Annotated in this window: 19 protein-coding genes; 13 read left to right on the forward strand and 6 right to left on the reverse strand. The window is 69.0% G+C overall.

Features of this window, described 5'->3' with window-relative positions; all coding sequences use genetic code 11:
• The 4 genes from dgoD to NF4_RS10235 all read left to right on the forward strand — a co-directional run bounded on the left by dgoD (position 1) and on the right by NF4_RS10235 (position 4,339).
• Positions 1-1,149, forward strand: coding sequence for a galactonate dehydratase (dgoD, locus tag NF4_RS10220; protein WP_063127048.1), 1,149 nt, complete (start codon positions 1-3; stop codon positions 1,147-1,149).
• Positions 1,150-1,151: 2 nt separating this feature from the next.
• A complete protein-coding gene (locus tag NF4_RS10225; RefSeq protein WP_084533056.1) occupies positions 1,152-2,489 on the forward strand; it encodes an MFS transporter in 1,338 nt (445 codons plus the stop codon).
• 94 nt (positions 2,490-2,583) lie between these two features.
• Complete coding sequence (locus tag NF4_RS10230; RefSeq protein ID WP_198165288.1) at positions 2,584-3,150, forward strand: DUF2165 domain-containing protein; 567 nt, start codon at positions 2,584-2,586, stop codon at positions 3,148-3,150.
• Between the two features lie 100 nt (positions 3,151-3,250).
• Positions 3,251-4,339, forward strand: coding sequence for a methyltransferase (locus NF4_RS10235; protein WP_063127049.1), 1,089 nt, complete (start codon positions 3,251-3,253; stop codon positions 4,337-4,339).
• Positions 4,340-4,374: 35 nt separating this feature from the next.
• On the opposite strand, the gene NF4_RS10240 is transcribed toward NF4_RS10235, so the two are convergent.
• Entirely contained in the window at positions 4,375-4,884 is a 510-nt protein-coding gene (locus NF4_RS10240) for a CGNR zinc finger domain-containing protein (protein ID WP_063127050.1), read from the reverse strand.
• Positions 4,885-4,909: 25 nt separating this feature from the next.
• Here NF4_RS10240 and NF4_RS10245 point away from each other — a divergent pair, with 25 nt between their 5' ends.
• Both NF4_RS10245 and NF4_RS10250 read left to right on the forward strand, forming a co-directional pair.
• Positions 4,910-5,074 (forward strand): hypothetical protein, encoded by a 165-nt coding sequence (locus NF4_RS10245; protein ID WP_232330396.1) that lies wholly within the window; start codon positions 4,910-4,912, stop codon positions 5,072-5,074.
• A 148-nt stretch (positions 5,075-5,222) separates the two neighbouring features.
• Positions 5,223-5,867 (forward strand): HhH-GDP family DNA glycosylase, encoded by a 645-nt coding sequence (locus NF4_RS10250; RefSeq protein ID WP_063127052.1) that lies wholly within the window; start codon positions 5,223-5,225, stop codon positions 5,865-5,867.
• Between the two features lie 45 nt (positions 5,868-5,912).
• On the opposite strand, the gene NF4_RS10255 is transcribed toward NF4_RS10250, so the two are convergent.
• Positions 5,913-7,445 (reverse strand): FAD-dependent oxidoreductase, encoded by a 1,533-nt coding sequence (locus NF4_RS10255; protein ID WP_232330397.1) that lies wholly within the window; start codon positions 7,443-7,445, stop codon positions 5,913-5,915.
• Between the two features lie 160 nt (positions 7,446-7,605).
• On the opposite strand from NF4_RS10255, the gene NF4_RS10260 reads away from it, so the two are divergent.
• Both NF4_RS10260 and NF4_RS10265 read left to right on the forward strand, forming a co-directional pair.
• Positions 7,606-8,346 carry an SCO6745 family protein gene (locus NF4_RS10260; protein WP_063127054.1) on the forward strand — a complete coding sequence of 247 codons (741 nt, stop codon included), beginning with the start codon at positions 7,606-7,608 and terminating at the stop codon, positions 8,344-8,346.
• Positions 8,347-8,614: 268 nt separating this feature from the next.
• Complete coding sequence (locus NF4_RS10265; protein ID WP_063127055.1) at positions 8,615-10,189, forward strand: MFS transporter; 1,575 nt, start codon at positions 8,615-8,617, stop codon at positions 10,187-10,189.
• 124 nt (positions 10,190-10,313) lie between these two features.
• Here the strand turns inward: NF4_RS10265 and NF4_RS10270 are convergent, their stop codons facing one another.
• The 4 genes from NF4_RS10270 to NF4_RS10285 all read right to left on the reverse strand — a co-directional run bounded on the left by NF4_RS10270 (position 10,314) and on the right by NF4_RS10285 (position 18,535).
• Entirely contained in the window at positions 10,314-10,946 is a 633-nt protein-coding gene (locus NF4_RS10270) for a VOC family protein (protein ID WP_063127056.1), read from the reverse strand.
• 112 nt (positions 10,947-11,058) lie between these two features.
• Positions 11,059-11,571, reverse strand: coding sequence for an OsmC family protein (locus NF4_RS10275; protein WP_063127057.1), 513 nt, complete (start codon positions 11,569-11,571; stop codon positions 11,059-11,061).
• A 331-nt stretch (positions 11,572-11,902) separates the two neighbouring features.
• Positions 11,903-17,368: an ATP-binding protein gene (locus NF4_RS10280; RefSeq protein ID WP_063127058.1), complete on the reverse strand. Its 5,466-nt coding sequence runs from the start codon at positions 17,366-17,368 to the stop codon at positions 11,903-11,905.
• A gap of 444 nt (positions 17,369-17,812) precedes the next feature.
• Positions 17,813-18,535, reverse strand: a complete 723-nt coding sequence (locus NF4_RS10285; RefSeq protein WP_063127362.1) for an IclR family transcriptional regulator — start codon at positions 18,533-18,535, stop codon at positions 17,813-17,815.
• 128 nt (positions 18,536-18,663) lie between these two features.
• Between NF4_RS10285 and NF4_RS10290 the strand changes: the two genes are divergently transcribed.
• From NF4_RS10290 to NF4_RS10310, 5 genes are read left to right on the forward strand one after another with little or no spacing between them, the layout of a single operon-like run.
• Positions 18,664-19,110 carry a nuclear transport factor 2 family protein gene (locus NF4_RS10290; RefSeq protein ID WP_063127363.1) on the forward strand — a complete coding sequence of 149 codons (447 nt, stop codon included), beginning with the start codon at positions 18,664-18,666 and terminating at the stop codon, positions 19,108-19,110.
• A 50-nt stretch (positions 19,111-19,160) separates the two neighbouring features.
• Positions 19,161-19,997 carry an SDR family NAD(P)-dependent oxidoreductase gene (locus NF4_RS10295; RefSeq protein WP_063127059.1) on the forward strand — a complete coding sequence of 279 codons (837 nt, stop codon included), beginning with the start codon at positions 19,161-19,163 and terminating at the stop codon, positions 19,995-19,997.
• Positions 19,990-20,772, forward strand: coding sequence for an SDR family NAD(P)-dependent oxidoreductase (locus NF4_RS39160; protein ID WP_063127364.1), 783 nt, complete (start codon positions 19,990-19,992; stop codon positions 20,770-20,772). The genes NF4_RS10295 and NF4_RS39160 overlap by 8 nt, the downstream gene beginning before the upstream one ends.
• A complete protein-coding gene (locus NF4_RS10305) occupies positions 20,772-22,211 on the forward strand; it encodes an FAD-dependent oxidoreductase (RefSeq protein WP_063127060.1) in 1,440 nt (479 codons plus the stop codon). Before NF4_RS39160 ends, NF4_RS10305 begins: the two co-directional genes overlap by 1 nt.
• 19 nt (positions 22,212-22,230) lie before the next feature.
• On the forward strand, positions 22,231-23,547 hold the full coding sequence (locus NF4_RS10310; protein ID WP_063127365.1) for an MFS transporter: 1,317 nt from the start codon (positions 22,231-22,233) through the stop codon (positions 23,545-23,547).
• Positions 23,548-23,634: the final 87 nt, after the last annotated feature.

The raw sequence follows: 23,634 nt of genomic DNA on the forward strand, positions 1-23,634 counted from the left end.
ATGAAGATCGCGTCGATCGAGACGTTCACGCTGCCACCGCGCTGGCTGTTCGTGCGTATCGAAACCGATGACGGCACCGTCGGCTGGGGCGAGCCCGTACTGGAGGGGCGCGCCGCCTCGGTCGCCGCGACGGTCGAGGAACTCGCGGACTATCTGATCGGCCAGGACGCGGGCCGGATCGAGGATCTGTGGACGGTGCTGTACCGGGGCGGGTTCTATCGCGGCGGCGGCATCCATATGAGCGCACTGGCCGGTATCGATCAGGCGCTGTGGGATATCAAGGGCAAAGCGCTGGGTGTCCCCGTGCACGAACTGCTCGGCGGACGGGTCCGCGACCGAATCAAGGTCTACTCCTGGATCGGCGGTGACCGGCCGGACGAGACCGCGAAGGCGGCCCGGGACGCGGTCGACCGCGGTTTCGCCGCGGTGAAGATGAACGGCACCGAGGAACTGCAGTACCTCGATACCTGGGACAAGATCGACCGCTGCGTCGCGAATGTGGCCGCTGTCCGGGATGCGGTCGGGCCGAATATCGGAATCGGTGTCGATTTCCACGGCCGGGTACACAAGCCGATGATGAAAGTACTGCTCCGCGAACTGGAACCGTATCGGTTGATGTTCGTGGAGGAGCCGGTGCTGTCCGAACATGTCGACAGCGTGGTGGATGTACTACGGCAGTCGCCGATTCCGATCGCGCTGGGGGAGCGGTTGTTCTCCCGCTGGGATTTCAAATCGGTCATCGCCTCGGGGGCAGTGGATATCATCCAGCCCGACCCCTCCCACTGCGGCGGAATCACCGAAGCCCGCAAGATCGCGCATATGGCCGAGGCCTACGATGTGGCGCTGGCGCTGCACTGCCCGCTCGGCCCGATCGCGCTCGCATCCTGCCTGCAGATCGACGCGGGGTGCTATAACGCGACCATCCAGGAGCAGAGCCTGGGCATTCACTACAACACCACCAACGAACTGCTCGACTACCTGGTCGATCCGGCGGTGTTCACCTATGCCGATGGGCAGGTCCGGATTCCGTCCGGGCCCGGCCTCGGGATCGAGATCAATGAGGAATATGTGGCGGAGCGGGCGGCTGTCGGACACCGGTGGCGCAACCCGATCTGGCGTCACAGTGACGGTTCGTTCGCGGAGTGGTGACCATGAAGACAATGCTCGATAAGCGGCCCGCGGCATCCGGCCTGGGCGCCAAGGCCAGTAAAGCGCGAATCCTGATCGCGGTCATGCTGTTCGTGACAGTGGTCATCAACTACATGGACCGTGCGAACCTGTCGATCGCGGTACCCGCCATCGCCGATGAGATGGACCTGTCCTCGGCGCAACAAGGTCTGCTGCTGTCGGCATTCGGCTGGACCTATGCGGCGCTGCAGATCCCGGGTGGATGGTTCGTCGACCGCGTGCCGCCCCGCGTGCTGTATCCCGCCTGCCTGCTGCTGTGGTCACTGGCGACCGTGTTCATGGGAGTCATCGGCGGTTTCGTCGCGCTCATCGCACTGCGGCTGCTGGTGGGAGTTTTCGAGGCTCCGGCCTATCCGATCAACAACCGGGTGGCCACCGCCTGGTTCCCGGAGCGGGAACGTGCCTCGGTCATCGGGTTCTACACCTCGGGTCAGTTCATCGGACTCGCGCTGCTGACCCCCGTGCTGTCGTGGCTGCAGTCGGTGCTGAGCTGGCACTGGGTTTTCATCTTCACCGGTGGGGTCGGTGTGGTGTGGGCGCTGGTCTGGTATCTCGTCTACCGCGAGCCGCGTGATTCCCGTGCCAACGAGGCCGAGATCGCGCATATCCGCGAGGGCGGCGGCCTGGTGGATCTGACCTCGTCGCGGCCGGAGCGTACCCGGGTCACCTGGACCGATATGGCCACGGTGCTGGGGCGGCGGAAACTGTGGGGCGTGTATCTCGGGCAGTTCTGCCTGACCTCCACCCTGTGGTTCTTCCTCACCTGGTTCCCGACCTATCTGGTGAAATACCGCGAGATGGACTACATCAAGTCCGGGTTCCTGGCCTCGCTGCCGTTCATTGCCGCGGTGATCGGGGTGCTGTTCTCCGGGGTCTTCTCCGATTTCCTCCTGCGGCGCGGCGTTTCGCTCGGTATCGCCCGCAAGGGGCCGATCATCGCGGGTCTGCTATTGAGCACCACCCTGATCGGTGCGAACTTCACCGATTCCACCGCGCTGGTGATCGTGTTCCTGTCGGTCGCCTTCTTCGGCAACGGATTGGCCTCCATCACCTGGTCACTGGTCTCGGCGCTGGCGCCGGAACGTCTCATCGGGATGACCGGTGGAATGTTCAATTTCATCGGCAACCTCTCCGGTATCGCCACCCCGATCGTGATCGGATTCCTGGTCACCGATGCCAGTTTCGCGCCCGCGTTCGTCTACATGACCGTGGTGACGCTGCTGGGTATCGCCTCCTATGTGCTGCTGGTCGGACGGGTCGAGCGGGTGCGGGAATCGCGTTCGGCGCCGGAATCGATCTAGGGGCCGGGCTGCGCGCCGACGAGGGGCGCGCAGCCTCCCGGCCGGGGGAATCGACGACGTTGTGACAGTGCGGCGGATCGGAAATGATCCCCGTGTGTCAACCACAGCGGATACATCACTCAGCTCGGACCCGAAGCGCGGGAAGGGATTTCTGGATCTGGCCGGCAGTCGGGAGTTGGCGGTCGCCGTCCTCGCCACCATCACCGGCTTCTACTACCTGCTCGTCGCGATAACGAATTGCACCGATACCGAAACCAACCGCCGGGGTGTCGCCGCGGTGCTGTCGATGGAACAGACCATCCACAGCGCCGGCACCGACTGGCGGGCGATCGGTGACGAGACCGTCGCGCTCGTTGCCTACATCCTCATCGTCGGCTGGGAGTTTCTCATCGCGTTCGTCCTGCTCGCGGCGGCCATCGCGTGGGCGCGCGCCCTGCGTGGGCGGCCGGGTGCGACCCCTACTGCCGCGAAATTGTCCAGCTTGGGCTGGACGCTGGCCGTCCTGCTGTTCGCGGGCGGCTTCCTGACCATCGGCGGTGAATGGTTCCGGATGTGGGCCAACGAGGATGTGAACGCCTCGTCGGCCGCGCTGCAGAATTTCCTGATCGCCGGAGTCGGGCTGATTCTTGTGCACCTGCCGCGGTCTGCGGAGGCCGGCTGACCGTCGGCGGCCGGGGTCCGACACGACCGCCGCATTGTCCGGGGCCGCCTGCGTGAGGTCGTAGTCTCAGCGGATACACCCGCTACGAGAGGGAGTCGCCATGCGCTCCGATCGAACGAAGGCACCGCCGCGGGCGGTCGTTCGCGCGGTGGAGGGGGTCCGCGCCGGCTTGGCCGGGATCCACCGGCGGCTGATTCCCCCACATTTCGCCCTCCTGGAGATGGTCACCGCGGGCTGGCTGTCCCAGGCGATCCACGCGGCCGCCGCCCTCGATATAGCGGGTGCGCTCGTCGCCGGCCCACGCTCGGGCACCGACCTCGCGCGGGCGATCGGCGCGGACCCCGATGCGTTGCGGCGGTTGCTGCGCCTGCTGACCGCGCACGGTGTCTTCGCCCGGCGCCGCGACGGTCGTTATACGCTCACCCCCATCGCCCAGGCGTTGCGCACCGATGTGCCCGTCTCGCTGCGGGACGCGGTGCTGTTCTTCGGTAGCCCGACGCACCGCGACCACTGGAATCGTCTGGTGGACGTGGTGCGCACCGGCCGGCCGTCCGTCCCCGCCCGCGCCTTCTTCGAACTCGTCCGCGCCGACCGCGCGCTCGGCGATATGTTCGATCGCGCGATGTCCGATATGGATGGCCTCGGGCAGCGCGCGGTGCTGGCAGCGCACGACTTCACCCGCTACCGCACGGTCGTCGATATCGGCGGTGGTCGCGGCGCCCTGCTCTCGGAAATACTGCGCCGCGCGCCGGGTTGCACAGGCGTGCTGTTCGATCTGCCCGAGGTGGTGGCCGAAACGGCGGAACTGCTGGCCCGGGCCGGGACCGCCGACCGGTGTACCACGGTCGGTGGCTCGTTCTTCGACGCCGTCCCGGAGGGCGGCGATGCCTATGTGCTCAAGCACATCCTGCACGACTGGTCCGCCGAACAGGCGGGGCAGATCCTGCGGACGGTACGCGCGGCGATGGCCCCCACGGCCCGGTTGCTGGTGATCGAACTCCTACTGCCGCACCGGAATCACCCGCACCCGGGCAACTACATCGATCTCGAGATGCTGGTACACACCGGCGGGCGGGAACGCACCGAATCCGAATATCGAGCTCTGCTCGCCGGCGCCGGGTTCGCGCTGATCTCGTGCACACCCACGCTGTCGCCGGAGAATGTGCTCGAGGCCGTCCCGGTGCCGTGATACCCGGGCCACCGTACGTGCATGCCGCGAGCGGGTCACCCCGCCCGGCAGGCGGACCTGGCCCGGTGCCTGGCCACATTCACTCGGTTGGCGCACCGTTCGGAGCAGAAGCGGCGCCGTCCGTTGCGGGAGATGTCGACGAACACCCGCGGGCATTCCTCCCGCCGGCACTGCCCGATCCGGCCGGGTGCCGCGCAGTACAGTTCGGCCAGCCCCGCGGCGGTATAGGCCTTCACACGTTCCTCGATCGGCGCGTCCTCGGCGGCGTAGTGCAGGTGCGGGGCGCGTCCGTCGTGGGTCGAGATATAGGGGCGGCTCGTGGTCTCGGCCAGCAGCGCGTTGATCGGCTCGACCCCGGGTGCGCGGAACACCGCGTCGAGCCGGCGGGTCCAGCGGCGCAGTTCGGCCGCTTGCCGAGGACTCACCGTCCCGATCGGTTGGTAACCGGCCTCGGCCAGCAGCGCGGCCAGATCCTGATCCGGTGGCGCGTTCACGAGCCGGGCCGCCAGGTCGGCAGCGACGCCTCCGTAAGGGTTGAAATGCACAGAACCATTACAGCAGACTCGGGTCATGACCATCACCTGCCCCGCGTGCTCCTGGCCCGAACCCGCCTTGATCTCCGAACACGGCGCGGTCCGCTACTGGCGCTGCGTATGCGGGCAGTGGCTGGTGAGCGAAGCGGATGCGGTCACCGCGTCACCCGGCGGTAGTGACCTGGCGGGTGTGCAGGGTTGACGGCTCGCGCGCCGGCCGGCAACCGGTCGATTCACCGCGAGAGCCGCGCCACGGAGTCGTGCCGTGCCCGGTCCTGGTGGGGAGCGAACCGGCGGAAGTGTGGGCGCGCCGGGCACGGGTACCCGCGCGACCGAGACGAGGAGGAGTGATGAGCCACCGAAACGTTGTGCGCGCCCTGCTCGACCGAGCGGGTACCACCTATGCCGCCGAAGCCGGGATCAGGCTGGACGACAAACCGGCCCCGCTGTTCCAGCTGCTCGTGCTGACCGACCTGCTCAGCGCCCGCATCTCGGCCGATATCGCGATCTCCGCCACGGCCGAGTTGATGAACAGTGGTTACCGCACCGCCCAGAAAGTGGCGGACGCGGACCGGCAGGACCTGGTCGACGCGCTCGGGCGCGGGCACTATCGCCGCTATGACGAGAGCACCGCCACTCAGCTGGGCGCGGCCGCCACGACGGCCGTCGAGAAATACGACGGTGACCTGCGCAAGCTCGCGGACGAAGCCGATCACGACACCGGCCGGGCAGCGGAGCTGATCCAGGAGTTCAAGGGAATCGGTCCCACGGGTGGCGATATCTTCCTGCGTGAGGTGCAGGATGTGTGGACCTGGGCGCGCCCCTATTTCGACGAACGCGCCGTGCGCGGAGCCGCGAAGGTCGGGTTGCCCACCGATCGAGAGGAACTCGCTCGCCTGGCACCGCGCGATCGGTCCGCCGACTTCGCCGCGGCGCTGGTGCGGGTCGGTACCGATGACGACGCGGCGGACGAGGTCCGCTCGGCGGCCGGCTGACTTCCCGCGCCTCCGGCGGCTACCTCCGGCATCCGCCGTCGGCGGTCAGTCCTCGCCCGGGTCGTGCGGCTCCAGGGGTGTGTTCGCCGGACCTTCCAGGACCTTGCCGTCGATATCGAACCGCGATCCGTGGCATGGGCAGTCCCAGCTGGTTTCGGCATCGTTGAACGCGACGAGACAACCCAGATGGGTGCACACCGCCGATACGGAGTGCAGCCGCCCGTCGTGGTCGCGGTAGACGGCGCTGCGGCGACCGGACCTGCGCATCACCGCTCCACTCCCCGGGGCCAGGTCCGCGGCGGAGTCGACGAAGGTGTGCGGGCGGAGCCGGTCGCCGACGAGATGGCGGCCCACATCCAGCCCGGACTTCAGCAGGCCGCCGGCCTCGACCTTCGGGTGCAGGCGGCGCGGATCGTAGATCTTCGCCCAGGGCGCCGGTTCGCCGGCGAGTTCGGCGGCCAGCAGCCGCCCGCCCATGATCCCGTGGGTCATCCCCCAGCCGCCGAAACCGGTGCTCACGTACACGTGCCGGGCGCCGGGATGAAAGCGGCCGATATAGGGGATCCCGTCGGTGGTGGTGTTGTCCTGTGCGCCCCAGTGGTAGGCGAGGGAGTCCACCGGGAAATGGTCGCGAGCCCACTGCGCCAGCAGGTCGAACCGGTCCGTGGTCGAGACCGTGCCCGGCCGTAGGTGCTCGCCGGTGATGATGAGCAGCCGCCGGTCCGCGCCGTACGGGGCGGTGCGCACCGAGCGGGTGTTGTTCTCCGGCGTGATGTACATACCCTGCGGGTCGTGCTCGGCGGCGATCACGCCCGCGACGGCCAGCTCGCGCCGGGGTTGCAGCCGGGCGAACAGCAGTGCCCGGTCGAACACCGGGTAGTGGGTGGCGACCACGACATCCCGCGCGCGGACCACGGCGCCGGCCTCGGTGGTCAACCGGCAGGGACTGCCCTCGTCCAGCGCGACGACCCGCGTGCGTTCGAAGATCCGGCCGCCACGCGCGATCAGGGCCTCGGCCAGGCCGAGCAGGTAGCGGCGCGGATGGAACTGGATCTGGTCTGCCACGCGGATGGCCGCCGCCACCGGAAAGGGTAGACCGGTCTCGGTGACCAGGGTGGCCGGCAGCCCCGCATGCCGCGCCGCATCGACCTCGGCGCGGATCTGATCGATCCGCTTCTCCTCGGTGACATAGGTGTAGGCGGGTGCCCGCTCCAGTTCGCAGTCGATACCCAATTCCGTGGCCGTGCGGTCGAGATGCTCGACGGCGTCCTGCTGCGAGCGGGCGTACAGGCGCGCGGTCTCCTCGTCGAACGAAGACCGCAGCATGTCGTAGACCAGCGTGTGCTGGGCGCTCACCTTCGCTGTGGTGTAGCCGGTGGTTCCGCTGACTATCCGGTCGGCCTCGAGTATCACGACCGAACGCCCGGTGGCCGCGATCTCCCAGGCGCTGCAGATCCCCGCGACGCCCGCGCCGACCACCGCGACCTCTGCTTCGATATCGCCGGTCAGCGGCGGATACGACGTCGGCCCGGTGGAATCCATCCAATACGACTCGGCTGTTCCGGTGGGTGAGTTCACGGCGCGCGGATACCCCGAACCCGGCCGGCCACACCCGTCACCGCGCGCCGGGTATCGGCCGGTGGGCGGTCCGGGCGTGACAGTGCGGTGCGCGCGGCGTCCGTACGGCGTAAAAGATGGATATGGTGGGGCGGATATCCGGGCAGTGGAAGGAACGAAAATGTCGGTCGGCGCCACGGTGAACGCACATATCCAGGAACTCGGCGGCGGTTTCATGTTCTCCCGGGAGGCCCGGGAGTACGCCGCCGAAACCGGTGTGGACGAATTCTTCGGTCCCTACACCCGCGGTCGCGGGGGCGTGCTCGGTGAGGTGGACGCCGAAGTGGTGACCGCGGCATTCGGGTTCTTTCCGGCCCACTCGATCCGCGCGGCATGGGAGTCGGTCCCGATGCCTGCCGCGAAGGCCGCTCACCGGTACGCGCTGGCCTGTCAGGACTTCGGCCGCCGGAAGCTCGCTTCCCTCGACGAGGCGCCGCGCCTGGCCGAACTGCTGGAAGCCGTTGTCGCGGCCGCGGATCCGGCCGGACTCCCGTTGTTCGCGGGGTGGCGCGCCGTACCCCTGCCCGGTGACGCGCCGGGCCGCGTCATGCAGCTCGCCCACCTTCTGCGCGAACTGCGCGGCGGACTGCACCTTCTCGCTGTGCGGGCCGCCGGTATCACCCCGCTGCAGGCCGTGCTGATCTCCGGGTCGCCACTCAACGACGGCCCCGGCCAGGCCCGCTGGTACGGGTGGCCCGAACCATTCGAGGAGATCTCCGACGAGATCCGGACGGCCTGGCGGCGTGCGGAATCGATCACCGACGACCTCATCGCCCCCGCGTTCGCGGTGCTCGGCGACGACGCGGGAACCGACCTCACCCGCCTGGTCGCCGCTGCCCACACCGCGACCTTCGCCCGCTGAGGCCGGACGGTCGCCGCAGCCGGTACCCGACGCCGCGGGACCCGTCACCTGCCTGCGGCGCTCTTCCCGCCGGTGACGGTACCCACGGCCGTGGCGGGGTACGTTGTCCCTGCCCGTGGCGCCCGAGCAGGTTCCGGCCGGCGCGGAAACCACGGGCCGGCGTCGCCGGGCCGCAGGCCATTGCGCGTCTGCGTCGCCGAGTCCGATGGGCGGCGCGTCCGTAGCGCATCGGATATCTGCGTCACCCGCGAGAAAGACACCGCACGATATGAGTCAGCCCGAATCGGCTATCCGCGACGATTCCGAAACCGCTCCCGCGTCGGCCATTGCCGATTCCGTGCCGCGAAGCCGCTGGTGGGTGCTGGTCGTGGTCTGCGTCGGCACGATGATGACCTTCGTCAATGTCTCGTCGACCATCGGCGGTCTGGCGATCATCCAGTCCGACCTGCATGCCGGTTCCGCGGCCGCGGTATGGATCAGTAGCGCCTACAGCCTGGTGGTGGCCAGTCTCGTACTCGGTGCCGGAACCCTGGCCGACCTCGTCGGCCGCCGGCTCGTCTTCGCCGCCGGCGCAACCCTGTTCGCGGTGGGAAGCGCCACCGCGTTCGCGTCGCACAGTACGCCGGCGCTGATCGCCGCGCAGGTGGTCATGGGCGTGGGTGGTGCGATGGTGCTGCCCGCCGGTCTGGCCATTGTCAGCCACGCCTTCGCCGATCACGAACGCACCGAGGCGATCAGTATCTGGGCCGGCAGCTCCGGCCTCGGGCTGGCCGTCGGGCCACTCGTCGCCGGCGCCCTGCTCGGCACCTTCTCCTGGCACTCGATCTACATGATCAATGTGGTGCTCGGGGCGATCGCTCTGCTCGGGGCCGTCACCCTCGTCGCCGAGAGCCGCCAGCCCGGTCGCACCCTCGACCCCGTCGGTATCGCGCTGGGCACGCTGGCGGTGGGCGCCCTGACCTATGCGGTGATCGAGGGTGGCGCCTCGGGTTACACCGCGGGCCACATCCTGGTGGCGTATGCCGTACTGGCGGTTTCCCTGGTGGGCTTCGTCTGGTACGAGGCGCGCCATCCCGATCCGATGCTCGACGTCACGCTGTTCCGTTCGGCATCCTTCAGTGCGGTGCTGGCCGGCGCCGCCATCACGATGTTCGCGTTCACCGGGACCGCCCTGGTCACCGTGCTCTATCTTCAGCACGTACAGGAGACCACCCCACTCGGCGCGGGAAGTCGCCTGCTGGTCATGTTCGTACCGTTCATCGTCGTCAGTGCCCTCGCCGGTCGCCTCGTGCATCGCACCGGCTTCAAAACGATGCTCACCCTGGGGCTGCTCGTGATGGCCGCCGGTGTCTTCGCGCTGCTGGCCGCCCCGCCCGAGCCCGGGTTCGGGCGGGTCTGGCCCGGTCTGCTGCTGGTCGGGATCGGCAGCGGGATGCTGGTGGCGCCGTCCACCGCGGCCGCCGTCATCAGTGTTCCGCTGCACCAGGCCGGGATGGCCAGTGCCGCGGTCAATATGTTCCGTCAGGTCGGTAACGTCCTGGGCGCCAGTATTCTCGGCACCATCCTGACCACGCGGTTCGCCACCGAACTCGCCGATGATCTGCACCGGCAGAACCTTCCCGACGAGACCGTCGGCAAGATCGTCGAGGCCGCCGGCGAAGGTGATTCCTCGACCGCCTCGCTTCCCGCCGCACTCGCCGACCGGATCACGGCCGCGGTGCATGAGGCGTTCACCTCCGCCGATCATCTCGCGCTCACCGCCGCCGGTGCCGTTCTGCTCGTCACCGCGCTGCCCGTGCTCGCCTTCGTCCGGCAGCGGCCGGCGCACGTCGCCGCCGACTGACGTTCGGCGAAGTATGCTCTCGGCCGACGGCATCCGGGTTCACCACACCGGCTGCCGCGGCGCCGAAGCCTTCCCCACGCCCCGCGGCCGATGAAGTCCGCGGCCGTCGCCGACCCCTTCGGCTTCACCCGGCCGTGGACTCCCAGACGAAACCGTCGGGATCGGTGAACGAACCAGCGGTGCCGGCGATGACGATACGGTGCGAACCGCCCCCGTCCGGGGAGACACCGGCGTCCTTCGCCGCGGCGCGGCGTCCATAGAGTGCCAGCTTCACCGGCGAGTCCGGGGCCGCGAATTCCACATACTTGCCGCCGAAGCTCTTGGCCACCGCCAGCCCGCGTTCGACATAGAACCGCTTGCCGGCCTTGACGTCGTCGACTCCGAGCAGCAGCACGACCTCGTCGATGTCGCGGGAGACCGGCCCGGTGTCCTTCTTCTTCGAGGTCGTGACCTTCCAGATCGCGCCGTCGGGAGCTCGGAGGACACCTCCGTAGCCCCAGAAGCTCTTCTCGGCGGGCTTCAGGGTGGTGAACCCGGCGCCGAGCGCGCTGTCGACGAGACTGTCGACGTTCCCGGGTTGCGACACCACCAGGGAAAGGATGTAACCGCGGAATCCGTTCGTGGGGGCCTGTGCGGCGCGGAAGTCCAGCTCGGCACCGAGGCCGAAGGCGGCGGCGTAGGTGGCTCGGGCGGCGTCGGGGTCGGGTACCTCGAGGTGGACGGTGCGGGCGGTGGTGGTGTGTGTCGAAGCGTGCATGCTGCTCACGCTAATTCCGGGCCGGTCACCTGTGCTTCTCGATTCCTGATCAGTGTGCTCCGGTGGATCTCCGGACAGCCTCGTGCCGGTGGCGTCTCCGGACCGGATGCGGTCAGGCGGTTTCCAGAGTGGTGTGCACCGGTGTCACACCGGTGGTCAGATCCAGGACCGGGCAGTGTGCCTCGACCGCGGCCTGGAGTTCGGCGTAGCGCTCGGCGGTCTCCGGCCCGGTGATCCGCACCCGCACCCGCACGGCCTGGAACCCGGCGCGCACCCGGTCGTCGAGACCGAAGAAGCCGCGCACGTCCAGGTCGCCTTCGGCCTCGACGGACAGGTCGTCGACCACGAGACCCAGTCGCTGGGCCCAGAACCGGTAGGTGACGATATGGCAGGAGATCAACGCGCCGAGATAGACCTCGACCGGATTGGCGGCAGTGTCGTCGCCACCGAGCGCCGGCGGCTCGTCCACGGCGAAGTGGTGCGTTCGCGCGGTGATCGTGCTGCCGACCGCGCCTCGCGGGGAGCCGGTGGCGCGGAAGACAGCGGTAGCGGCGGCGGGGTTGTCCCGTACGGACTTCGCGGTCGCCTCGGTGATGTCGTTGAGCGCTGTGGTGCCGGTGGTCATGGCGGTGACGGTAGGTCCGGGCCGGGGCATCCGGCCAGACTTGTGCTCACACTGACGCCAATCGACGGTGCGGGGCAGGTCGTCAATACAGCGCCGCGAAGGAGCGGTCGGCCGGATCGACGACGACGTCGAAGGTATCGCCGACAGCCCAGGGCGGCCACCCGAATCGCTGTAGGGGGCGCGCCGTTCGCTCGGCCGCGCGGCGGCCGACGGGGTACAGCAGTGCGGCCGTTGCCTATAGGCAACGGCCGCACGCGGATCACCGGGACCCCGTGCGGTGACGGGTGCCCGGATCTCAGCAGTCGCTCATCGAGAGCGGCTGCCCGGAGGATCAGCCGGCCAGGTGTGCCTCGATGGCCTCGATGATGCGCGGACGCAGTTCGGCGGCCCGGATGACGGCGTCGACCGAACCGACCTCGACGGCACGATGGATATCGTGCACGCGGTCGAACTCCGCGGCGACCTCACCGAGTTTCTCGGTGCGGACCGTGGACCGGAGCTCGTCGAGTTCGGCGGTGAGGGTGGCGCGGTCGGTTCCGGAGGCGTTCGCGGCGCGGGCTTCCAGATCGCGGACCCGCGGGTCCGACGCGGTGCGCTTGTCCACCTCGCCGGCGAATACCACCGCGGCGGCCGGGGCGCCGCCGAGGACCGAGGCGAACGACCCCTCCAGCGCGAGCACGGTCATATTCGGGTTCAGCGTCTTGGAGAACACGACGAACGCGCCGCCGTGGTACCGCGAGATCACGGTGAACACGATGGGGCCCTGGAAGTTGACAATCGCGCGGCCGATCTCGGCGCCGTACTCGAGCTGCAGTTTGCGCATCGATTCCGGGGAACCGTCGAACCCGGAAAGGTTCGCCAGCACCACCAGCGGCCGGTTGCCGCTGGCCGCGTTGATCGCCCGCGCGGCCTTCTTCGACGACCGCGGGAACAAGGTGCCCGCGGTGTAGGTGTCCGGGCCGTCGGTGGCCGGGAAACCGCGCCGCGGTACGCCCCGCGACTCGATACCCAGCAGGCACACCGGGATTCCACCCAGATGTGCGTCCTGGACCACCGAGGTCTCGGCATCGGCCATCCCCGCCCACCGTTCCAGCACCGCGTGATCCTGGTCGGCCACCGCCCGCATGACCGTGCGGATATCGAACGGCTTCTTGCGGTCCGGGTTGGCCGTGGCGGAGAAGATCTCGCCGACCGTGCTGAAACTGCTGTCCGCCATGACATGCGGGAAACCGGAGATGTCCCGATCCACCGGGTCGGTGGTCGGCACCCGGCGCGGCCCCTTCTCACCGGGGACGACATAGGTGTGATCGTAGTGCGACATCAGCACGGCCCGGGCGGCGTGCAGGTTCGGCGCCCAGTACTGGGCCTGGCCGTTCGGGCCCATGACCCGGTCGTAGCCGCCGATCCCGAAGTTGTCCTCGGCGGAGACGCCGCCGGAGAAGTCCAGGGCCTGCTTACCGGTGAGGACCATGGCCGAATCGGGGGTCATCACCAGGATGCCCTTGGTGTGCATGAGCATGGTGGCCTCGGCGTTCCAGTACGGCTGGGCGCCGACATTGATTCCCGCGACCACGATATTGATCTCGCCGCCGTCCTGGGTGAACTCGACGATACGCTTGAGCGCGGCCGCCACCCAGTCCATGTTCTCGGTGCCCGAGGTCATCGAGATCCGGGCGCCCGAGGACAGCGCGTACCACTCCAGCGGGACCTGCAACTTCTCGGCCAGATCCAGGGCGGCGATCACCCGGCGGCATTCCGGCTCCGAGAGCGCGCCCAGCGATTTGGTGGGATCGCCGAGCAGCACCACCCGGGTGACACCTTCGGGGTGCCGCTCGGTCACGGTGGACACCACACCCGCCACCATCGCCGCGGTGTTGCGGCCCTTGGGCCGGTCGACCGGCACCAGCGTGTGGTCGGTGTCGAGGTCGTACTCGGTGAATTCACCGAGCAGGCCGGTGAGCTCGTACGGGTACACCGTGTTGCGGCTGCTGGCGCGCAGCACCTTCTGCCGGTAGGCGTCCAGCGGCTCGACCGGATCGTCGGACCGCTCGCCGACGGTCAGTTCGGTCGCGCCGGTGGCATCGAAGGAGATCCGCAGGGCCAGCTTCACCAGATCACCGGTCCGGGCGTCGCGCTGACGCGCGATGAGCAGGATCTCCTCGAGGCCTGCGCCCGTGGTCGTGGGACGCACCCGTTCGACGATCGACTCCAGTTCGCCACGGGTGATATCGATCGGCGGCCAGACGTACATCACGATGCGGTTGGTCTGCAGCCGTTTGGACGACGGCCGCCCCGCCTGCGCGCGGCGGATCGAGTCGAGGCAGGTGGCGATGGTGCTCTCCGCCGTCGGCAGGGTGACCAGCCGGCCGTCGTGGTCACGCAGCGCGGTCAGGTCCCGGACCTGGGCGAACGCGACGAGACGCTCATCGGCCGGGTTCTCCTTGGCGACACACCGGAACAGGTACACCTCCTCGTTGTCCGAGGACGGCAGCTGGGTCAGGTCGAACTTGTGCAGCCGCTTCATCTGCATCCGCTGCGCGATATAGGGATGCAGGCCGCGGATGAGACGTTCCTCGTCGAAGCCGGTCGCCGACGGACGGAACGTGAAGTGATAGTGCATGACCGCGTTGTCGCTACCCGCGACGGTGGCGGTGATCCGGTGCACCTGGTTGGACACCGGCTGCGCGTTGAGCACCTCCTGCAGCGCCGCCGCCATGGCATCGAAGTCCCCGGGCTGGTTCTCCCACGACAGGTAGATATCGGCCTCGATGGAGGCGGAACCGGTCGACAGTTCGGCCAGACCGGCCATCACCCCGGGGAGCGAGTCGAAGCTGACCGCGGCCGATACCAGGCTCACGCCCTTGCGTTCGGCGACGACGAAGGTGTAGTCACCGGCGTCGCGGGTACGGACGTCGGTGAGGTCCTTGTTGCCGTAATAGCGGCGGGTCAGCACCTCCAGCATGACGGTGTTGTCCGCGGAGCCGCGCGAGAGTCGCTGGCCCAGCAGGCGCACCAGAGGTTCGGTGGCGCTCACCATCTCGGCGATCCGCGCGGTCCGGTCGGACGCCTGCGGATGCGCGTCCAGGTAGCTGAGGTGCTTGCGCGCGTCGGTGTAGACGCGGGCCCGGTTGCGGCGCAGCACCGGCTGTCCGTACCAGGCGAAGACCAGGCCGCGGGTGAGATCCGCGATCACCGGGAACCGTACCTGGGTCGCGGCGACGAGCCGCTCCAGCGCCAGGCCGACAGGCTCGCGCAGCACCCGGTCCGGCATCGGCTCGTTCAGCCATTCGCGCAGCAGCGCCGAGACGACCTCGACCGTATCGGCGGGCCGCTGCTGGGCCAGGAAGATCCGGAACACCGCGGCCTCGAGGTCGGGCGTGCGGTCCAGTTCGGTGACACCGTAGTGACCGAGCGCCTGGGCGAGCTTCGCGCGGTAGGACTCCGGGAGGCCGGCCCGCTCGACGTCCAGGCTCTGCAGATAGGTGTGGAAGTACTCCCGGGCACTGTGGACGTGCCCCGGGGTGGGGTCGTCCTCCGAGGACCGATTGTGGCTCAGTTCGGCCAGGTCGGCGAAGACCTGCACCAATTCGAGCTCCTCGGCCAGCGGCCGGCGATTGTCCGCCACGGCCGCGCGGCGGGCCGCGAGGTACTCCTCGAGCACCCGGCGGTCGTCGTGCGGGTCGACGTCGAAGCCCAGCAGCAGACTCCGCAGATCCTGCTGGCCGCGAATCATCCGCTGGTGCGGCTGCGGGTCCGATTCGGCGGGCAGATCCAGTTCGACCGTGGCGGTCGCGGCGTCGGCCTCGGCCTCGGCACCCTCGTCGGCGAGCGGTTCCAGCCGCAGCAGCGGTGCGCCCGTTTCCACCTGGGTGCCGACCGAGACATTGCATTCCTTGAGCCGGGCCCGGAACGGCGCCCGCAGCACCGTTTCCATCTTCATGCTCTCCAGCACCAGTACCGGTGCACCGGCCTCGACCTCGGCGCCGACCTCCAGCGGGGTGGCCACGACCAGCGCGGGCGCGGGGGAGCGGACGACGCCGCCCTCGTCCCGGCTGACCCGGTGGGTCACACCGTCGACGTCGACGAGGTGCACCGGCCCGTGGGTGCCGGTGATCAGGCGGTAGCGGACGCCGTTGACGACGAGCTGGCCGGTGTGCTGATCGAAACGTTCGAGATCGACGTCGGCGGTGCGGATATCGGTGCCCGCCTCGATACCGACCCGGAACCGGTGCGCGCCGATCCGGGCGACCCGCACCCGGTAGCTCGCACCGCGCAGCTTCAGGTCGAGCGGACGTCCGCTGTCGTGCTGCACCTGGGGCCGGCCACCGGAGGCGGTGGACAGCAGCCGGTGCTGTTCGACCTGCTCCTCCTCCTCGTAGGCGTCGATGGCGGCGGCGGCCAGGGCGATGGCGGAGTGCCGGTGGGAGACGAGCCGGCCCTCCCCGCGCACCCGGTCGATCCAGCCGGTGTCCGCGCTGCCGTCGATGACCTCCGGCTGATCCAGCAGGTCGAGCACGAAACTCTTGTTGGTCGCGCCGCCCTCGATGATCACCCGGGTCTCGATGATCGCCCGGCGCAACCGGCCCAGTGCCTCGTCGCGGTTGCGGCCGTAGGCGATGATCTTGGCGATCATCGAATCGAAATCGGCGGGGATGGTGTCGCCCTCGCTGACGCCGGTATCGACCCGGATACCCGGGCCGGCCGGCAGGTCCAGATGCGCGATCCGGCCGGGGGACGGGGCGAAATCGCGGTCGGGGTCCTCGGCATTGAGCCGGGCCTCGATGGCGTGCCCGCGTTCGGCGGGCGGTTCGCCTTCGAGCCGGCCGCCGGAGGCCACGTGCAGCTGCGCGCGGACCAGGTCGAAACCGGTGGTGATCTCGGTGATCGGGTGCTCGACCTGCAGGCGGGTGTTGACCTCGAGGAAGGCGAACAGTTCGTCGCCCGGGTGGTAGAGGAATTCGACGGTCGCCGCACCGCGGTAGCCGACCGCGACCGCCAGCCGCTCCGCCGACGCCTTGAGTTCGGCCGCCTGCTCGGGCCGCAGCACCGGCGAGGCCGATTCCTCGATGACCTTCTGGTTGCGCCGCTGCACCGAGCAGTCGCGCACACCGAGCGCCCAGGCGGTGCCCTGGCCGTCCGCGATCACCTGGACCTCGACGTGCCGGGCGCCGGTGACCAGCCGCTCCAGGAATACGATGCCGCTGCCGAAGGCGCGTGCCGCCTCCTGACTGGTGCGCTCGTAGGCATCGACGAGCTCGGACTCGTTGTTGATCACGCGGATACCGCGGCCACCGCCACCCGCGGTCGCCTTCAGCATCAGCGGGTAGCCGATCTCGGCCGCGGCCGCCGCGGCGGCCTCCACCGTCTCGACCGCGCCACGGCTCCAGGGCGCCACCGGCACGCCCACCTCTTCGGCGATCAGTTTCGCGCCGATCTTGTCGCCGAGTTTGCGCATGGCGTCGGGGCTCGGGCCGATGAAGGTGACGCCGATCTGCTCGCACAGTTCGGCGAACGCCGGGTCTTCCGCGACGAAACCCCAGCCCACCCAGGCGGCGTCGGCGCCGGTCGCCAGCAGCGCGCGCTCGAGGGCCTTGAGGTCGAGGTACGGGCGGGCCGAGGCGGGACCGAGGTCGTAGGCGATATCGGCTTCCCGGACGAAGGTCGCGTTCCGGTCGACATCGGTGTGCAGCGCGATGGTCTGGATCGGCTGCCCGGTTTCGGCCGCCAGATCCCGGACGGCGTGGACAAGGCGCATCGCCGCCTCTCCCCGGTTCACGATGGCGATACGACTGAACACTATCCCTGGCTCCTTCGTCTGTTGGGCACGATCACGGATGAGCCGTTTTCGGCTCGGCTCTGCGTAGTGTGCACCCGCGGGACCACTATGTGCACAGCGTGCGGGTGCTACTCGCCCGTATTTTCGGCGGGCGAGTGGATCGGCCGGGTCGTGAGTGACCGAGTGATCCGGAGAACACTTACCCGAAAGACATGTCGCAATCCACCGACACGGCGCTACAGTCACCGATCGTTGGATTGCGCGAAGGCTGTCCGCGGACGACCTCGGTGGCGACTCCGCGCAGGTGAGATGGTGTGTGCGGGTTCCGCCGACCGGTGTCGGGCGCCCGTTTTCGATCCGGCCGCGGTCCCCGCCCGGCCCGCGCGCGGCGAACTCGTCCCGGGCGCGGGCGACGGAAGGCCCGGCCGCGCGGCGCGGAGGGGCAGTTCCGGGCCGGCGCCGGGTTCAGTGCAGCAGGGTGCCCAGTTGCCGGGCCGCTTCGCGGACCGCGATCGCGAGTGCCGGCTCGTCATCGACCTCGAAGACCGAGATGCCGATGGTGGCTTGCGGTTCGCCCCGGCGGCGGGGTACGAGCGCCGAGATACCGAACACGGTCGCCACGACCTCGCCACGAGTGAGGGCGTAGCCCCGATCGCGCGCGGTTTCGATCTCGGGGCGTTCGCCGGGAACTGCCGGCAGTGCGGCCAGCATCGCCAGGCCCGCCGAGCCGCGGTCTATGGGATGGATCTGACCCGGCCGGAAGGCCACATGGACCTGTGCGTTGCGTGGCTCGACCACCAGCAGCGCGCGGACCTCGGTCTCGTTCTCGCGGAGTACCAGGTGCACGGTGGCGCGGGTGCGTTCGGCGAGTTCCTCCATCACCGGCCGCGCGACCGTGCGTAGATCCTGTTCGACCGGCTCGGCGAGGGTGACCAGACCCGCGCCCAGAGTGACGCGCCGGGCGTCGTCGCGGCGGCACAGGCGGTGGGCTTCCAGGGTGCGGACCAGCCGGTGCGCGACGGTCCGGTGCACGCCGACGGTGTCGGCGAGATCGGTGATCGACAGCCCGTGGGGATGCCGGGCCAGGGCCTCCAGGATCTCGAGTCCGTGGTGGAGCGTTTTCGACATTCCCGAGTCCGGTTGGACCCCGGTGGCACGGTCGCTTCCGGTGGCGGTGCTGTGGTTCATCACGTCCTTCTTGACTTTTGTGAGCGGCGACACCTAGCCTTCACTCATATCGCACAGTGCGTGCGATTATCGCACACCGAGCCGGTGGGGGCAAGCGGCGGCTCTGCGATCACGTCGAGGAGAATTCGATGACCACCGTTTCGATCGGCGACCTGCCCGATCCGGCGACGGTCGCCGCGGTCCACCAGCTGTACGGCTTCCAGAGCCACCACATCGACAACGGGCGGGCCGCCGACTGGGCGGCCACCTTCACACCGGCCGGTGAGTTCCATTCACCGAGTTACGCCGCGCCGGTCACGGGGACCGCGGCGCTCACCGAATTCGCGCGTGCGTTCCACGACGCGGCCCGGGCCGCGGACGAGGTACACCGGCACGTCGTCACGAATATCGCGGTCCGGCGCCGGGACTCCTCGACCCTCGAGGTCGGCGCCTACCTGCAGATCATGGCCACCCCGCGCGGCGGGTCCGCGCGCCTGGTGCGGATGACCACGATCGAGGACCGCCTCGAACTCACCGGCGACCGCTGGTCGGTTGCCCATCGGCGCGTCTCCCGCGACGACGCGCCGCAGCGGTAGGCCGCGGCGCGACCCCGCACGGATTTCCACACGATTTCGGAGGACAACAGATGAGCACCACCACCGAGCGGCTCAACCCCGGGCGCACGGACGCGGCACCGATGACCGCGCAGTACCCGGAGATGGCCGGCAAGGTCGCCGTGATCACCGGGGCGGCCCAGGGAATGGGCGCGGTGTTCGCGGCGGGCCTGGCCACCCGCGGGGTGTCGGTGGTAGCCGCCGATATCAACGAAGAGCAGGTCGTCGCGACCGCGCGGGGGATCGGTTCCGAACTCGCCGCGCAGTCGCTCGCGGCGGAACCGGGCCGCGTGGTCGGGATGCGCGCGGATGTGACCGTCCCCGCCGATCACGAGAAACTCGCCGAACTCGCCATCGCGGAATTCGGGCGGATCGATTTCTGGATCAACAACGCCGGTATCTTCCCGTTCGCCCTCGCCGAGGACATCTCGCCCGAGCAGATCGGCGCCACATTGAAGGTGAACGTCGAAGGCGTGCTCTACGGCGCCCAGGCCGCGGCCCGGCATATGGCGCCCGGCGGCGCCATCGTGAACATGTCCTCGGTCTCGGCGCTGCGGGTGCGCAAGGGGCGCGGCGCCTACTGCACGTCGAAGGCCGCGGTGGCGCATATGACCGAATCGCTCGCCGTCGAACTCGGTGACAAGGGAATCCGCGTCAACGCCATCGCACCCGGCTATATCGATACCGCGATGACCCGCTGGGTGCAGGACGATCCCGCGGCCCTCGCGCACGCGCTCGAGATCGTCCCGCTGCACCGGCTCGGCTCCCCCGAGGAAGTGTTCGGTCCGCTGCTGTTCCTGCTGTCCGACAGTGCCCGCTACGTCACCGGGCACAGCATCGCCGTCGACGGTGGGTCCCGCCATGTCTGACCGGCCGGCCTATCCCGGCGTCGTCCTGGTCACCGGCGCCGCCGCGGGCATGGGCGCGGCCCACGCTCGGGCGCTGGGCGCGCTCGGCACCCATGTGTGTCTGGCCGACGTCGCCGATACCGAGGAGCCGGCGGCGGAGATCGTCGCCGCCGGCGGGTCCGCCAGCGCCCACCGCCTCGACGTCGCGGACCGGGAGGACTGGACCCGGGTCGTGGACGAGATCGGCTCCCGCCACGGCGAACTCGGCGGGCTGGTGAACAACGCGGGTATCTCGCGGCGGCTCGAGTTCATGGACACCCCGGACGAGATCTGGGACCGGACCCTGCGGGTCAACCTGTTCGGCCCCTTCTACGGAATGCAGGCCGTGGCACCGCTCATGCGTGATTCCGGCGGCGGTTCCATCGTCAACATCTCCTCCATCTCCGGGCAGATCGGTTACTTCTCGCCGGCCTATTCCGCCAGCAAATGGGGGCTGACCGGGTTGTCGAAATCGGCGGCCGGTGGCCTGGCGAAATGGAACATCCGGGTCAATTCCGTCCATCCCGGTCTGGTGGGCACGGCGCTGGTGAGTGGCTCTGGTGGGTTCGTGGAGTCGTCCCTGCGGTCCATCCCGATGGGCCGGATGGGTGCGCCGCAGGAGATCACCGACGCGGTCCTGCACCTGCTGTCGGACCGGTCGAGCTATATGACCGGCAGCGAGGTCACCGTCGACGGCGGACTGGTCTCCAACGGCCTGTACCACCGCATCGTCGCGGAGACCGAGGGGAGCCTGTAGTGGACGACGCATTCGACGTCATCGTGATCGGCGGCGGCGGGGCCGGGCTGGCCGCGGCGGTCTCGGCCGCCGAGGCCGGCGCCTCGGTGCTGCTGTTCGAATCGGAACGGGAGCTGGGTGGTTCCACCCAGCTGTCCGCCGGCCTGTTCACCGCGGCCGGCACCAGTGTGCAGCGTGCGCTCGGAATCGAGGATTCGGCGGAGAAGTTCTTCCAGCACTACATGGATCTCAACCAGTGGGTGCTGCGTCCGGGCCTGATCCACACCTTCTGCGAACAGGCCGCACCGACGCTCGAATGGCTCATCGGCCTCGGGGTCGAGATTCCCGCGGTGGAATCCGGGAACGCCCATCAGCCCGGTCTGGCCCGGGCGGGCGTCGAGGACGTCTGGCGGGCGCACGTACCGAAAGACCAGGGTTACGGCCTGATCCAGGTACTGGACCGGGCGCGGCGTGGGCACGGTGTCGAGGTGGTGCTCAACACCCGGGTGGAAGAACTCCTGGTCACCGACGGCCGGGTGGCCGGAGTGGTGGCCGACGGTATCGAGGTGCGCGGCGGCGCCGTGGTCGTGGCCACCGGCGGATTCGCCCGGGACCCCGGCTTCGTGGACCGCTACTTCCCGGCGGCCCGTGCGGCAGGCGAGGCGTTGTTCGTCGTCGCGGCACCGGGCAGCCGGGGCGATCATCTGCGTTTCGGCGCCCGGGTCGACGCCGCGCTGGCCGGGCACGAGTGGGGTCTGCTCATGCCGACCGTGTACTTCCAGCGACACCACCACTGGCAGTCCGGTTTCCCGCCGCCGTCGCGGCTATACGTCAACCGGGACGGCCGGCGATTCATGGACGAGGACGCGCCGTATGCGGTATCCACCGGGATCCTCGACCAGCAGGGCGGCTCCGCCTGGATGATCTTCGACGAGAAGGCACGCGTAGGACTCCCGGCCGGTTACACCGACTGGACCCCCGAGCGGGTTGCCGAGGAGGCCGCGGCCGGGCGCACCGCCCGGGCCGATACCTGGGACGAACTCGCGGCGGCCATCGAGGTGCCGGCCGTGACGCTGACGGCCAGTGTCGACCGGTGGAACGCCCAGCTGCCGGCCGGTGCCGACGACGATTTCCGCCGCCATGTCTCGCTGGCCGCCAAGCACAGCGATACCCGGCTCGAACCGATCACCGAGGGACCGTTCTATGCGGCCGAGATCCGGCCCGCCGAACTCGTCTGCACCCATACGGGCCTCGAGATCAATTCCGATACTGCCGTCCTCGACGCCACCGGGCGTCCCGTGCCGGGACTCTTCGCGGCGGGCGAGGCCGGAGGCGGGGTTCTCGGACTCCGCTATGTGGGCGGCGGTAACGCCGTCGCCAACGCATTGACTATGGGGCGCATCGCCGGTCGCGCGGCCGCGGCCGAGTCGCACTCTCGCACGAAAGCACAAGGTAACTGACATGTTGGGAAACGAGCTGATGCCCGAAGAAGCGCACCGCTCCGATTCGGCCGCCGGTGGCTCCGAAGGCCAGTCCTCGGTGAAGGTGGTCCGCGCGGCCATCGTCGGTACCGTCGTCGAGTACTACGACTTCGGTATCTACGGGTACATGGCGACCGTGGTCGCCACCCTGTTCTTCGTCTCGGAGAACGAAACGGCCGCGCTGCTGGGCACCTTCGCCGCGTTCGCGGTGGCGTTCTTCCTGCGGGTGCCCGGCGGGATCTTCTTCGGCCATATCGGGGACCGGTACGGCCGCAAGAGCGCGCTGTCGTGGACCATCCTGCTGATGGTGGTCGCCACGGTACTGATGGGCTTGATGCCGACCTACGTCACGCTGGGCGTCTGGGCCACCGCGGCTCTGGTGCTGGCCAGGTGTCTGCAGGGTTTCGCCGCCGGCGGTGAACTCGGCGGTGCCAACGCCTTCGTTTCCGAATCGGCGCCGCGGCGCTGGCGCGCGACCCAGACCTCGATGGTCAACTCGGGCACTTATCTCGGGTCCCTCGTCGCCTCGCTGGTCGCGCTCGCCCTGACCTCGATCTTCTCCGAAGAGACAATTCTGTCGTGGGCGTGGCGTATTCCGTTCCTGCTCAGCGTGGTCATCGGTGTCGTCGGCATCTGGATCCGCAACCATATGGAGGACACCCCGCAGTTCGAGGAACTCGCCGAAAAGGGTGAGACGAAGAAACTGCCGGTGATGGAACTGCTGCGCACTTCCGGTGGCGCCGTGGTCAAGATCGTCTTCCTGGGTGCGCTCATCACCGGTGGTTACTACATCGCCTCGGTGTACGCGGCGACCTACCTGCAGACCGCGGGTGGTCATTCCTCGACGCTGGCGTTCCTGTCCACCTCGCTGGCACTGGTCCTGGGCGTGATCACCCTGCCGATCGCGGGCTACCTCGCCGACACCTACGGCCGCAAACCGGTACTGCTGTGGGGCAGCGTCGCCGCGGCCGTGCTCGGCGTCCCGATGTTCGTGCTGATGGCCGGGGCGGGCGCCTGGCAGGCGGTGGTCGGCCAGTCGGTGCTCTTCATCTGCGTCTCGGTCGTCAACGGTGCCTCGTATGTGACCTACGTGGAGATGCTGAAGGCCTCGGTCCGCTACAGCGGTCTGGCGCTGGGCAACAACATCACCAACATGCTGCTCGGCGGCACCGCACCGTTCATCGCGACCTGGCTCATCGACGTGACCGGCAATTCGCTGGCGCCCGCGGGCTACTTCGTGTTCTGCGCGCTGCTCACGCTGGGCACGGTCTTCTTCGTCGAGGAGACCAAGGGCATCGAACTGCGGGTGGACTGAGCGCGTCGCCGCCGCGGGGCGACCGAGGCCACCCGCGGCGGCACCGTGCGCCCACCTTTCCCGATCCATATCCGTTTCCACGAGGAG

The organism is Nocardia fusca NBRC 14340 (assembly GCF_001618425.1).
Lineage (GTDB): Bacteria > Actinomycetota > Actinomycetes > Mycobacteriales > Mycobacteriaceae > Nocardia > Nocardia fusca.